Annotated in this window: 17 protein-coding genes; 16 read left to right on the forward strand and 1 reads right to left on the reverse strand. The window is 67.1% G+C overall.

Annotated features, from left to right (window positions below):
- The first annotated feature begins 49 nt into the window (after positions 1–49).
- The 16 genes from secY to HWX58_RS01460 all read left to right on the forward strand — a co-directional run bounded on the left by secY (position 50) and on the right by HWX58_RS01460 (position 11,654).
- Positions 50–1,372, forward strand: a complete 1,323-nt coding sequence (gene secY, locus HWX58_RS01385) for a preprotein translocase subunit SecY (protein ID WP_175985230.1) — start codon at positions 50–52, stop codon at positions 1,370–1,372.
- On the forward strand, positions 1,369–1,965 hold the full coding sequence (locus HWX58_RS01390; RefSeq protein WP_175985232.1) for an adenylate kinase: 597 nt from the start codon (positions 1,369–1,371) through the stop codon (positions 1,963–1,965). The genes secY and HWX58_RS01390 overlap by 4 nt, the downstream gene beginning before the upstream one ends.
- A gap of 15 nt (positions 1,966–1,980) precedes the next feature.
- Positions 1,981–2,808 carry a type I methionyl aminopeptidase gene (gene map / locus HWX58_RS01395; RefSeq protein WP_175985235.1) on the forward strand — a complete coding sequence of 276 codons (828 nt, stop codon included), beginning with the start codon at positions 1,981–1,983 and terminating at the stop codon, positions 2,806–2,808.
- Between the two features lie 323 nt (positions 2,809–3,131).
- Positions 3,132–4,046 (forward strand): type IV toxin-antitoxin system AbiEi family antitoxin, encoded by a 915-nt coding sequence (locus HWX58_RS01400; protein ID WP_250646037.1) that lies wholly within the window; start codon positions 3,132–3,134, stop codon positions 4,044–4,046.
- Between the two features lie 224 nt (positions 4,047–4,270).
- On the forward strand, positions 4,271–4,933 hold the full coding sequence (locus tag HWX58_RS01405) for a DsbA family protein (protein ID WP_175985239.1): 663 nt from the start codon (positions 4,271–4,273) through the stop codon (positions 4,931–4,933).
- A 191-nt stretch (positions 4,934–5,124) separates the two neighbouring features.
- On the forward strand, positions 5,125–5,346 hold the full coding sequence (gene infA / locus HWX58_RS01410; RefSeq protein WP_028496510.1) for a translation initiation factor IF-1: 222 nt from the start codon (positions 5,125–5,127) through the stop codon (positions 5,344–5,346).
- A gap of 65 nt (positions 5,347–5,411) precedes the next feature.
- Entirely contained in the window at positions 5,412–5,528 is a 117-nt protein-coding gene (gene rpmJ / locus HWX58_RS01415) for a 50S ribosomal protein L36 (protein WP_005050492.1), read from the forward strand.
- A 134-nt stretch (positions 5,529–5,662) separates the two neighbouring features.
- Positions 5,663–6,037 (forward strand): 30S ribosomal protein S13, encoded by a 375-nt coding sequence (gene rpsM / locus HWX58_RS01420; RefSeq protein WP_067354346.1) that lies wholly within the window; start codon positions 5,663–5,665, stop codon positions 6,035–6,037.
- Positions 6,038–6,067: 30 nt separating this feature from the next.
- Positions 6,068–6,466, forward strand: a complete 399-nt coding sequence (rpsK, locus tag HWX58_RS01425) for a 30S ribosomal protein S11 (protein WP_033106075.1) — start codon at positions 6,068–6,070, stop codon at positions 6,464–6,466.
- A gap of 123 nt (positions 6,467–6,589) precedes the next feature.
- Positions 6,590–7,579: a DNA-directed RNA polymerase subunit alpha gene (locus HWX58_RS01430; RefSeq protein ID WP_175985241.1), complete on the forward strand. Its 990-nt coding sequence runs from the start codon at positions 6,590–6,592 to the stop codon at positions 7,577–7,579.
- Positions 7,580–7,613: 34 nt separating this feature from the next.
- Positions 7,614–8,303, forward strand: coding sequence for a 50S ribosomal protein L17, sunset domain variant (gene rplQ, locus HWX58_RS01435; RefSeq protein WP_175985243.1), 690 nt, complete (start codon positions 7,614–7,616; stop codon positions 8,301–8,303).
- A 99-nt stretch (positions 8,304–8,402) separates the two neighbouring features.
- Positions 8,403–9,206, forward strand: a complete 804-nt coding sequence (locus HWX58_RS01440; protein ID WP_175985245.1) for a sulfite exporter TauE/SafE family protein — start codon at positions 8,403–8,405, stop codon at positions 9,204–9,206.
- A 28-nt stretch (positions 9,207–9,234) separates the two neighbouring features.
- The gene (locus HWX58_RS01445; RefSeq protein WP_175985247.1) at positions 9,235–9,696 is read left to right on the forward strand and encodes an FAS1-like dehydratase domain-containing protein; all 462 of its coding nucleotides are present in this window, start codon (positions 9,235–9,237) and stop codon (positions 9,694–9,696) included.
- Complete coding sequence (locus HWX58_RS01450) at positions 9,693–10,091, forward strand: MaoC/PaaZ C-terminal domain-containing protein (RefSeq protein ID WP_175985249.1); 399 nt, start codon at positions 9,693–9,695, stop codon at positions 10,089–10,091. Before HWX58_RS01445 ends, HWX58_RS01450 begins: the two co-directional genes overlap by 4 nt.
- Entirely contained in the window at positions 10,091–11,227 is a 1,137-nt protein-coding gene (locus HWX58_RS01455) for a UDP-N-acetylmuramate dehydrogenase (RefSeq protein ID WP_175985251.1), read from the forward strand. Before HWX58_RS01450 ends, HWX58_RS01455 begins: the two co-directional genes overlap by 1 nt.
- A gap of 28 nt (positions 11,228–11,255) precedes the next feature.
- Positions 11,256–11,654: a VOC family protein gene (locus tag HWX58_RS01460; RefSeq protein WP_175985253.1), complete on the forward strand. Its 399-nt coding sequence runs from the start codon at positions 11,256–11,258 to the stop codon at positions 11,652–11,654.
- Between the two features lie 16 nt (positions 11,655–11,670).
- On the opposite strand, the gene HWX58_RS01465 is transcribed toward HWX58_RS01460, so the two are convergent.
- Positions 11,671–12,870: a pyridoxal phosphate-dependent aminotransferase gene (locus tag HWX58_RS01465; RefSeq protein WP_175985255.1), complete on the reverse strand. Its 1,200-nt coding sequence runs from the start codon at positions 12,868–12,870 to the stop codon at positions 11,671–11,673.
- Positions 12,871–12,937: the final 67 nt, after the last annotated feature.

Raw genomic sequence — 12,937 nt, forward strand, 5'->3', positions numbered from 1 at the left:
CTTTCGGCCGTCCGTCGCGGACCGGCTACCCCTTTCTGGAGGAACGCCCTTGTTTAGCGCTATCGCGCGGATCTTCCGCACCCCCGACCTGCGTCGGAAGATCGGTTTCACTCTGGCGATCATCGCCATCTACCGGCTCGGCTCTCACGTGCCTGCTCCGTTCGTGCACTTCCCGAACGTCGAGGAATGCCTCCGCATCAACGCAGGCACAGAGGGCCTGCTGAGCCTCGTCAATCTCTTCTCCGGCGGCGCGTTGCTGCAGCTGTCGATCTTCGCCCTCGGTGTGATGCCGTACATCACGGCGACCATCATCACCCAGCTCCTGCGCGTGGTCATCCCGCACTTCGAGGCGCTGCACAAGGAGGGGCAGGCCGGCCAGGCCAAGCTCACCCAGTACACCCGTTACCTCACGATCGCACTCGCGCTGCTGCAGTCGACGACCCTGGTGACGGTGGCCCGCAGCGGCCAGCTCTTCGGCACGACCGACGTCGCGGCCTGCCAGCAGCTGCTCACGAACGACGTGTGGTGGGCGCAGCTGCTCATCATCATCGCCATGACCGCCGGTACTGGCCTCATCATGTGGTTCGCCGAGCTCGTCACCGAGCGCGGCATCGGCAACGGCATGTCGCTGCTCATCTTCACCTCGATCGCCGCGACCTTCCCGGCCGCGATGTGGACGATCTTCGAGACCAACGGGTTCGAGACGTTCCTGCTCGTCCTCGCGATCGGCATCGTCGTCACCGGGCTCGTCGTCTTCGTCGAGCAGTCGCAGCGACGTGTGCCGGTGCAGTACGCCAAGCGCATGGTCGGCCGGCGCACGTACGGCGGCACGAACACCTACATCCCGATCAAGGTGAACATGGCGGGTGTCATCCCGATCATCTTCGCCTCGTCGCTGCTGTACATCCCGATGCTCGTCGCGCAGTTCAACACTCCGCAGGACGGCTCGGAGCCGGCCGCATGGGTGGTCTGGGTCTCGCAGTACTTCACGACGGGCGATCACCCGCTCTACATGATCGCGTACTTCCTGCTGATCATCGGGTTCGCCTACTTCTACGTCGCGATCACGTTCAACCCCGTCGAGGTCGCCGACAACATGAAGAAGTACGGCGGCTTCATCCCCGGCATCCGTGCCGGGCGTCCGACGGCCGAGTATCTCGACTACGTCATCACCCGCATCACGTTCCCCGGTTCGATCTACCTGGGTCTGATCGCGCTCATCCCGCTCGTCGCCCTGGCGACGGTCGGCGCCAACCAGAACTTCCCGTTCGGCGGTGCGTCGATCCTCATCATCGTCGGTGTGGGTCTCGAGACGGTCAAGCAGATCGACGCACAGCTCCAGCAGCGCCACTACGAAGGGCTTCTCCGTTGACAGCATCCGCACGACTTCTCATCGTCGGCCCGCAGGGCTCCGGCAAGGGCACGCAGGGCGTGCGCATCGCGGAGGCCTTCGGCATCCCGGTCGTCTCGACCGGTGACATCTTCCGCGCCAACATCAAGGGCGGAACCGAGCTCGGCCTCCGGGTCACGGCGATCCTCGATCGCGGCGACCTCGTCCCGGACGAGCTGACCGGTGAGATCGTGCGGGACCGCCTGTCGCAGGATGACGCGCAGTCGGGCTTCCTGCTGGACGGCTACCCCCGCAACGCGGCGCAGGTCGGTCATCTCGACGAGTTCCTCAGCGCACGCGGCGAGGCTCTGGATGCCGTCATCCTGCTCGACGTCCCGCGCGAGGAGAGCATCGCCCGGCTGTCGCTGCGCGCACAGGAGCAGGGCCGTTCGGACGACACCGAAGAGGCGATCGCCCACCGACTGGACATCTACGAGAACGAGACCGCCCCAATCCTCGCCGTCTACGGCGAACGCGGGATCGTCGACCGCATCGACGGCATCGGCTCGCTGGACGAGATCACCGAGCGCATCACCTCGGCTCTGGCTGCGCGCGGCCTGACGCTTCCCGCCTGACACTCGCCGCCTGACGTGTTCCGCCGCTCGATCTACAAGACACCCGCCCAGCTGCGGGCGATGGTCGAGCCCGGCCTCATCACCGCGGCGTCGGTGGATGCCGCGGGAGCGGCCATCGCGGCCGGCGTGACGACGGCTGCGGTCGACGAAGCGGCCTCGTCTGCAGTGCTCGCGCGCGGCGCCGAGTCGAACTTCAAGCTCGTGCGCGGATACCACCACACGACGTGCATCTCGGTGAACGAGCAGGTCGTGCACGGCATCCCGGGTTCTCGGGTTCTGGAGCCGGGCGACATCGTCTCCGTGGACTCCGGAGCGCAGTACCAGGGCTGGAACGGCGACAGCGCACGGACGTTCATAGTGCCCGATCCGTCGCGCCCCGATCTTGTGGCTGCACGTTCGGAGCTGTCGCGGGTCACGGAGGGCTCGATGTGGGCGGGGATCGCGGCGATGGCGTCGGCTCGTCATCTCGGCGACATCGGCGCGGCGATCCAGGACTACATCGAGGCGCAGGGGGAGTACGGCATCCTCCGCGAGTACGTCGGGCACGGCATCGGCCGCAAGATGCATGAGGCGCCGAGCGTGTTCAACTACCGCACTCCCGACCTCGGTGCCGAGGTGAAGCCCGGGCTCGTGCTCGCGATCGAGCCGATGGTGACCGCCGGGTCCGACCAGACGTTCGTCGAGGACGACGACTGGACGGTGTCGACGGTCGACGGCAGCGACGGCAGCCACTGGGAGCACTCCGTCGCGGTTCACGCTGACGGCATCTGGGTTCTGACGGTCGCGGACGGCGGCGCCGCCGGCCTCGCCCCCTTCAACGTCACCCCCACCCCCATCCCGTAGCCTCGCGCCCGCGCATACTCGCGCCCTTTTCCGCCCGCTTCCTCGCGCCCTCTTCCGCCCGCGCCCTTTAGCGAGACGGGGTTTCTGGCGCGAAACGGGTGTGGGTGACACGGGTCTCATGCTGCAAACCCCGTCTCGTGTGCGGGGACGTGCGGGAAACGTGCGGAGTGACTCGTTCTGCACAGCGATGGTGTGGCGGACGAGGCTGTGGTCAGCCGGTAGAGGGCGCCACGCGCGGGCAGAATGTGCGGATGCCGTTGCTCATGTCCGACCGTGCCCAGCTCGTATCGCCCTTGCCGATCCATTCCCGCGAGGAGGTTCGGATGCTCGGCATCAGGCTGCACCCGTCGACGTGGGTACGCATTCGCAAGGGGTTGTATGTTGAGCGCGCGGCATTCGAGAAGCTGTCGCCTTGGGATCGGTACGCGGTCCGCGTGCACGCCTACGTGCGGATGCATCCGACGGCGGTGCTCTGTCTGGAGTCGGCGGCACTGGTCCACGGCATCCCCGGGTTCGACGAACCGAAAGACATCCATGTCTTCGATCCGGACCTGCCCAAGACCTGGCGTCACGCTGACGCGCTCACGCATACGAGCGTCGACCCCCGCGAGATCGTCGTGGTCTCCGGCATCCGCGTGACCGGCTTGCGTGACACGATCGTCGATCTGGCACGGGTTGCGCAGCCCGCCCACGCGCTCGCGATGGTGGACGCCGCGATCTCGCCTGTGCAGGGCGGGGGTGCCGAGCTGGGCGATCTCATCGAACGTGCTGAGGATCAGCGCAACCAGCGAGGCAGGACGCGGATGCGGTGGGTCTTCGAGAACGCGGACGAGCGAGCGGAGTCACCGCCGGAGAGCGTCAGCCGCGCCGTGATGCTCTGGAGCGGGTACGAGGCGCCGGAGCTGCAGCGGGAGTTCTCGTACGACGGATTCCGCGATCGTTCGGACTTCTACTTCCCTTCCTGTCGTGCGATCGGTGAGGTCGACGGGTGGAGCAAGTACGAACTCGAAGAGCCTGAGAAGGCTGGCGAGCGGCTGAAGGAGGAGAAGCGCAGGGAGGGCCGGCTACGGCGGCGGGGGCATCCGTTCGCGCGATGGGAGCCGCGTGACGTTTGGCAGGTGGCTCCGATGTGCCTGGCGCTCGATGCCATCGGCATCCCCGTGGTCGAACCGCCCCAACCTGCGATGCTCGCGACTCTGCGCCGCAACCCGCGTGCCAAACTCCGGCCCCGCCGCTGAGCCATTCTCCCTCTGGCGCGCGAGACGGGGTTTGCAGCACGAAACCCTTGTCAGCAACACACGTCTCGTGCCACAAACCCCGTCTCGCGGAAATGCACGGGGAGGGGAGAGGAGGAGGATGGGGAGCGGCGGAGCTCACAAGCGGGGCATAGGATTGCGCGGGAAGATTGAGCATCCCCTTGCACTGACCCGCTCACAGCGCGGGCATCGAAGAACGGAAGAGCATGGCTGCTGCCGCCAAGAGCAACACCAACTGGTTCGCTATCGGAATCTCCGCCGCTGTCGTCGTCGTCCTCGTGGCCCTCGGCGGCCTCGTCGTGTTCCTGAACAACCAGGCCACGTCCCCGGGCACCGCACCCGAGAGCGCGATCGTGAACGAGGAGACCGGCGCGATCACGTTCGGCACGGGCGACACCGAGATCGACACGTTCGTCGACTTCATGTGCCCGATCTGCGGCGACTTCGAGGACACCTACGGTGCCGCCCTGCAGGACGCTGCGGCGAACGACGACATCACGCTGAACCTGCACCCGATCTCGATCCTCGACCGCTACTCGCAGAACACTGAGTTCTCGACGCGTGCCGCGGCATCCGTGTACTGCGTCGCCGCCGAGGCCCCCGACTCCGCGCTCGACTACTTCAACCTGCTGTTCGAGAACCAGCCGGCCGAGAACACGGCAGGGCTCACCGATGACGAGCTCGCGGCGTTCGCCGATCAGGTCGGGGCAGGCGCCGCCGCGGACTGCATCGCTGACGGCACGTACAAGCGCTTCGTCACGTCGCAGACGAACCAGCACGACATCCAGGGCACGCCGACCGTCGAGATCGACGGGGAGCGCATCGAGAACTCCGAGATCGGCACCCGTTTCGCCGACATCCTCGGCTGATATCCACGATCCCGCGACGGGCCGCTCCATCCGGGGCGGCCCGTTCCCGTACCCGAGTTGCCGGGCGACACCATAGCGGATAAGATAGACCGTTGGTGCCCTGCGCCCTGTTTCGGCGTGTCCGTCAGTGCGGGCATCACAATCATCCATCCACCGCAGATCGACCGATCTGCAGAAGCGTCAGCGAGGCTATGGCTAAGAAAGACGGTGTCATCGAGATCGAGGGTGTCATCTCCGAGGCTCTGCCCAACGCGATGTTCCGCGTTGAGCTCACCAACGGACACAAGGTGCTCGCCACGATCTCCGGAAAGATGCGGCAGAACTACATCCGCATCATCCCCGAAGACCGCGTGGTCGTGGAGCTCAGCCCCTACGACCTGACCCGCGGCCGCATCGTCTACCGCTACCGCTGATCGGTCGAGAAGTAACACCCCAGGCGCTTCCGCCTGCCCGGTGAAGACAGCGAACAGGAAACATCATGAAGGTCAACCCCAGCGTCAAGCCCATCTGCGATCACTGCAAGGTGATCCGCCGTCACGGCCGCGTCATGGTGATCTGCAAGAGCAACCCCAGGCACAAGCAGCGGCAGGGCTGATCACTCTTCAGATCTGACACACAACTCCATACGAAACAGGCAGGGTCAAGAAGCCGTGAAAGCGGCCGACACCTCGGGACAGAGGCCCGGGTCCACATCCTGCTCCACACCTCTACTCAACTCAGGAGAACCGCATGGCACGTCTTGCCGGCGTTGACATCCCGCGCGACAAGCGCGTGGTGATCGCCCTTACCTACATCTACGGCGTCGGCCGTACCCGCTCGGTCGAGATCCTCAAGGCCACTGAGATCGACGAGTCGATCCGCGTCAAGGACCTCACCGACGACCAGCTCGTCGCACTCCGCGACTACATCGAAGGCAACTACAAGGTGGAGGGTGACCTGCGCCGCGAGGTCGCCGCAGACATCCGCCGCAAGGTCGAGATCGGCTCCTACGAGGGCCTCCGCCACCGTCGTGGCCTCCCGGTCCGCGGTCAGCGCACCAAGACCAACGCCCGTACCCGCAAGGGCCCGAAGCGCACCGTCGCCGGCAAGAAGAAGGCCCGCTAAGCAGCGGCCAGGGAATAGGAGAACACTTTCATGGCTGCACCCAAGGCCGCCGCGCGCAAGCCGCGCCGCAAGGAGAAGAAGAACATCGCGCTGGGCCAGGCCCACATCAAGTCGACGTTCAACAACACCATCGTCTCGATCACCGACCCGTCCGGCGCTGTCATCAGCTGGGCATCGTCGGGTGGCGTGGGCTTCAAGGGCTCGCGCAAGTCGACCCCGTACGCCGCTGGCATGGCGGCCGAGTCGGCCGCCCGCCAGGCTCAGGAGCACGGCGTCAAGAAGGTCGACGTCTTCGTGAAGGGTCCGGGCTCCGGCCGCGAGACCGCGATCCGCTCGCTCACGGCCGCCGGCCTCGAGGTCGGTTCGATCCAGGACGTCACCCCGCAGGCGCACAACGGCTGCCGCCCGCCGAAGCGTCGCCGCGTCTGATCTGCTGCAGCGAGGGATGCTCCGGCATCCCTCGCTCTGCCCGTCGCGGGCACTGACTTCCACAACTCAAGACCTCACCCACCACATGTCATATAGCGGGCATGTGATCGAAAGGAACACAGAGTGCTCATTGCACAGCGTCCCACACTGACCGAGGAAAAGATCGCCGAGAACCGCAGCCGGTTCATCGTCGAGCCGCTCGAGCCCGGCTTCGGCTACACCATCGGAAACGCGCTGCGTCGCAGCCTGCTCTCGTCGATCCCCGGCGCTGCTGTCACCAGCATCCGCATCGATGGTGTCCTGCACGAGTTCAGCACCATCCCCGGCGTGAAGGAGGATGTCACCGAGATCATCCTCAACATCAAGCAGTTGGTCGTCTCGTCCGAGCGCGACGAGCCCATCACCGCTTACCTGCGCAAGACCGGTGCGGGCGAAGTGACCGCCGCTGACATCTCGGCTCCGGCCGGTGTCGAGGTCCACAACCCCGAGCTCGTCATCGCGACGCTCAACGACACCGCCAAGTTCGAGCTCGAGCTCACGATCGAGCGCGGCCGCGGCTACGTTTCGGCGACCCAGAACCGCAACGAGTACGCCGAGGCCGGGCAGATCCCCGTCGACTCGATCTACTCGCCCGTTCTCAAGGTCAGCTACCGCGTCGAGGCGACCCGTGCCGGTGAGCGCACCGACTTCGACAAGCTCGTCCTGGACGTCGAGACGAAGAACAGCATCCTCCCGCGGGATGCCGTCGCCTCGGCCGCGAAGACCCTGACCGAGCTGTTCGGCCTCGCCCGCGAGCTGAACGTCGAGGCCGAGGGCATCGAGATCGGCCCGGCCCCTGTGGAGCCCGTGCTCTCCAGCGAGCTGTCCATGCCGATCGAGGACCTCGACCTGTCGGTCCGCTCCTACAACTGCCTCAAGCGCGAGGGCATCAACACGGTGTCCGAGCTCGTGGCGCTGTCGGAGACGCAGCTCATGAACATCCGCAACTTCGGCCAGAAGTCGGTCGACGAGGTGCGCGACAAGCTCATCTCGCTCGGTCTGTCGCTCAAGGATTCGGTGCCCGGTTTCGACGGCGCCCACTTCTACGGCGCAGGCGAAGACGAGTCCTTCTGACCTTCCCGAATATCTGACCAGGAGTTAGACGAATATGCCTAAGCCCAACAAGGGACCCCGCCTCGGAGGCGGCCCCGCCCACGAGCGCCTGCTGCTTGCCAACCTCGCATCGGCGCTGTTCACCCACAAGTCGATCAAGACGACCGAGACCAAGGCCAAGCGCCTGCGTCCGCTCGCCGAGCGCATGATCACGTTCGCCAAGCGCGGCGACCTGCACGCGCGTCGCCGGGTGCTCTCGATCCTCGGCAACAAGGACGCCGTGCACGTCCTCTTCGCCGAGATCGCTCCGCTGGTCGCCGAGCGCGAGGGCGGCTACACCCGCATCACGAAGGTCGGCAACCGCAAGGGCGACAACGCCCCTATGGCCGTGATCGAGCTCGTCCTCGAGCCCGTCTCGCCGAAGGCGAAGAAGGCCGCCCCGAAGGCTGAGAAGGCTCCCAAGGCCGAGAAGCCGGCTGCTGACGCCGGTGCCGAGTCGCAGGAGGAGGGCGCAGCCGCTGAGGCCGTGGCCGCCGCTGCGCTCGTCGACGGTGAGTTCGGTGCGGACTCCGCCGCTCCTCTCGAGGACGGCTCCGCTCCCGAAGGCTTCGACATCAAGGGCAACAAGGACTCCATGAAGTTCCACCGCCCAGATGGCCAGTGGTACGAGCAGACCGTCGCCGAGGTGTGGTTCCGCACCGCTGAGGCCGCTGAGGCCGCAGGCTTCACCGAGGCCGGCAAGTAACACGCCGCCGAGAAGGCCCGCCATCCCGTTGAGGGACGGCGGGCCTTCTCGCGTCTCCCGGCGCAGGAGCAGGATGCTCCGAGCGATAGGCTTGCGCGAGTGAGTGAGATTCAGGATGCGAGGGTGCGCGGCCCGCGCGCATACCTGACCTTCATCGTGATCGGCATGCTGGCCGGTCTTCTCTCGGGCTTGTTCGGCGTCGGCGGCGGCACCGTCATCGTGCCGCTCCTCGTCCTGATGCTGCACTTCGACCAGCGACTCGCCGCCGGAACGTCGCTGGCAGCGATCGTCCCCACCGCGAGCGTCGGCGTCATCTCGTACGCGGCCAGTGGATCGGTCGCCTGGATCCCCGCACTGATCCTCGCCGCCGGCGCGGTCGTCGGCGCCCAGATCGGAACGCGACTGCTGCCCCGAATCTCGCAGCGCGCACTGCGCTGGGGATTCGTCGTGTTCCTCGTGATCGTGATCGTCAGCCTGTTCGTCGTCATCCCGTCGCGCGACGCGGTCTTCGAACTCGGCTGGATCAACGGCATCGCCCTGGTTCTGGTGGGTGTCGGCACTGGCGTCATCGCGGGTCTCATCGGCGTGGGCGGAGGCGTGGTCGTCGTCCCCGTGCTCATGCTCGCGTTCGGCACGAGCGACCTCGAGGCCAAGGGCACGTCCCTGCTGATGATGATCCCCACCGCGATCTCGGGGACCTTCGGCAACCTCCGTCACCGCAACGTCGACCTGGTCGCAGCCGGGATCATCGGACTGTCCGCATGCACGATGACCGCGCTCGGCGCCTGGCTCGCCACGCTCATCGATCCGTTCGTCGGCAACATGCTCTTCGCCGCATATCTGGCGTTCATCGCGATCCAGATGGCGATCAAGGCCCTGCGCTCGCGTCCCCGCCGCGGTTGACGCGGCATCCGCTCGGTAGACTTGACCGGTGCCTGTGAACAACGATCTCGTCGGCCGGGAGTTCCCGCCGACCCCGCCGTATCTGGTCGGCCGTGAGAAGGTGCGCGAGTTCGCCCGCGCAGTCTTCGCCGACGCCCCGCTGCACACCGACGTCGAGGCGGCCCGCGCGCTCGGCTACGCCGATGTCGTCGCACCGCCGACCTTCGCGATGGTCATCCAGGACATGACGCTGCAGCAGCTGCTTGCCGAACCCGACTCGGGCATCGAGCTGGCGCGCACCATCCACGCCGAGCAGCGGTTCGCGTACTCGCAGCCGATCGTCGCGGGCGATGAGCTGACGGGGCAGCTGAAGGTCACCGGCATCCGCATGATGGCGGGCAATGCCATGATCACCAGCGAAGCCGAGATCACGGATGCGGACGGCGCCCACGTCGTCACCGCGACGAGCGTGCTGCTGGTCGGATCCGACGACGCGGAGGCTGCGGCATGACGTACGAGGTCGGAGACGTGATCGCCGAGCGCACCGTCCATCTCACCCGCGAGTCCCTTGTCCGCTACGCCGGTGCGTCGGGCGACTTCAACCCGATCCACTACCGCGATGACGTCGCGGCAGCCGTCGGGCTGCCCGGCGTCCTCGCCCACGGGATGCTGACGATGGGTCTGGCCTCGTCCGTCGTCGTCGCCGCGCTCGGCGACACCACGAGCATCACCGACTACGGCGTGCGGTTCACCCGCCCCGTCGTCGTCGACCCCGAGGACGGCGCCGACGTATCCGTGCTCGCGAAGGTCGGCGCGGTCGACGAGGCATCCGCGCGCATCGATCTGACGGTGAAGCACGCCGACACCACGGTGCTCGTCAAGGCGCAGCTGCGCGTCGCGCTCTGATGCCCGAGATCGCGCCCGCTCGCCTCGCGGACCTCACGACGCTGCGCACCGGCGCCGCCCCAGAGCGGATGCTGGATGCCACGACCACGGATGAGCTCGTCGAGTCGCTCCGCGACACGTGGTCGCGCGGGGATGAGTGGTTCGTGCTCGGCGGCGGGTCGAATCTCTTCGTCGGCGACGAGCCGTTCGAGGGCACCGTCATCCGCATCCTGACGACGGGCATCGAACGGCTCCCGTCGCCGCACCCCGGCCGCGTGCGGCTCCGGGTCGAGGCCGGACACAACTGGGACGACCTCGTCGCCTACACGGTCGTCCACGGTCGTGCGGGCATCGAGGCGATGAGCGGCATCCCGGGCACCGTGGGAGCCGCCCCCGTGCAGAACGTGGGTGCGTACGGACAGGAGATCCAGGAGACCCTCGTCGAGGTCGACCTCATCGACGAGTCCACAGGCGAGGTGCAGACCGTGCCGGCATCCGAACTCGGACTGGGCTTCCGCACGTCGGTGCTCAAGCATCACTACGGTGGAGCGCCGATCCGCCGAGCCGTCATCCTCTCGGTGACGCTCGACCTCGCGGAGGTCGGCGAGGCGGGACGGCCGATCGGCGGCGAGCAGCTGCGGCGCGCCCTGGGGATCAGCGGCGACGAGCGCGTCTCGCTCGCGCACGTCCGCGAGCGGATCCGTGCGACCAGAGCGGCCAAGGGGATGCTGCTGAACCCCGACGACCCCGATACGGCCAGTGCCGGGTCGTTCTTCCAGAACCTCATCGTGCCCGAGACGGTCGCCGCCCAGCTCCCGCCGGAGTGCCCGCGCTGGCCGGTCGAACCCGATCTGGATGCTGCGACCGTGATCCCGCTCGAGTCGTTCGACGGCTACGTTCCGCCCGCGAAGACGACGCGCTCCGACGTCAAGGTCAGCGCCGCGTGGCTGATCGAGAACTCCGGCATCCGCAAGGGATTCCGACTGCCGAGCTCGCGAGCCGGTATCTCGACCAAGCACGCGCTGGCGCTCACCAACCGCGGCGGAGCGACAGCGGGCGAGCTGGCCGAGCTCGCCCGGTACATCCAGGCGCGGGTGCACTCGGAGTTCGGTCTGCTGCTGCAGCCCGAGCCGGTGCTGGTGGGCGTCGAGTTGTAGGACGAAGCGGGGGAGTAGTCTCGCTGGCATGAGCGGACTCGTAGCCTACCTCTTCTTCCCCGGCACCGCCGCCGAGGCACTGACCTTCTACCAGGACGTCTTCGGCGGAGAGCTGCAGCTGTTCACGTATGAGCAGTTCGGTCGTACCGACGGACCGGGCGATGCGATCGCGCACGGCGCGCTGAACGGTGCGGTGCAGGTCTTTGCCTCGGATGCCGCTGGCGACGAGGATGCCGTGCACATCGTCGGCGCGATGTTCTCTCTGCTCGGCACCGCCGATGCTGAGACGCTGCAGCAGTGGTTCGCCGCGCTCGGTGACGGGGGCACGATCACCGACCCGCTGCAGAAGCGCCCGTGGGGCGACTACGACGGGCAGGTCACGGATCGCTACGGCATCCGCTGGCTGATCGGGTACCAGGAGTCCTAGCGCCCGCGACGCGCGGTTAGGCGAACAGGCGCTGCAGGCGCTGCACGCCTTCGAGCAGGTGGTCGTCGCCGAGGGCGTACGACAGGCGCAGGTATCCGGACGGGCCGAACGCCTCGCCCGGGACCACGGCGACCTCGGCCTCATCGAGGATGAGATCGGCCAGCTCGAGCGACGTGGTCGGAGTGCGCCCGGCCCAGGTGCGGCCGAGCAGCCCCTGCACGTCGGGGTAGGCGTAGAACGCGCCGAGCGGATTCGGAACGCGCACGCCGTCGATCTTCGACAGTTCGGAGACGATGAGCTTCCGGCGACGGTCGAAAGCCTCGCGGAACTGCTCGGCCTCGGTCTGCGGCCCGCTGAGGGCTGCGATCGCCGCCTTCTGCGCGATGTTGTTGACGTTGCTCGACAGGTGCGACTGCAGGTTGCCCGCGACCTTGATGGCGTCGGCGGGGCCGACCATCCAGCCGACGCGCCAGCCCGTCATCGCGTAGGTCTTGGCGACGCCGTTGACGAGGATCGTCTGGCCGGCGACATCCGGCACCGCCTCGACGATCGAGGTCGCCTTGACGCCCTCGTAGGTGAGGTTCTGGTAGATCTCGTCCGAGATGATCCAGATGCCGTGCTCGAGCGCCCACTCGCCGATCGCGCGGGTCTCCTCGGCGGTGTACACCGAGCCGGTCGGATTCGACGGCGACACGAACACCAGGACCGTCGTACGTGAGGTGCGCGCGGCCTCGAGCTGCTCGACCGTCACCTTGTAGTCCTGGTCTGCCCCGGCGAAGACCTCGACCGGGATGCCGTCGGCCAACCGGATCGCCTCGGGATAGGTGGTCCAGTACGGAGCGGGCAGGAGCACCTCGTCGCCCGGGTTCACGACGGCCTGGAACGCCTGGTAGACCGACTGCTTGCCGCCGTTGGTGACGATCACCTGGCTGGGGGAGACCTCGAGCCCCGAGTCGCGCAGCGTCTTGGCCGCGATCGCCTCGCGCAGTGCCGGGAGGCCGGGGGCTGGGGTGTACCGGAAGTTCGCGGGATCCTTCAGCGCGTCGGCTGCGGCATCCACGATGAACTGCGGCGTCGCGAAGTCGGGCTCGCCGGCGGCATAGGAGATGACCGCCTTGCCCTCGGCCTTGAGCGCCTTGGCCTTGGCATCGACCTTGAGCGTCGCCGACTCGGCGATGGCGGACAGCTTGCGGGAGAGAGGTGCGCGTTCGGTCACACCTCAGATGCTACTCGGGCCGGTCCGAAGCCCTGAGACATGCTCTGGTTGTGATACTGAGTCCCAG

It is taken from the genome of Microbacterium tenebrionis (assembly GCF_903645325.1).
GTDB lineage: Bacteria > Actinomycetota > Actinomycetes > Actinomycetales > Microbacteriaceae > Microbacterium > Microbacterium tenebrionis.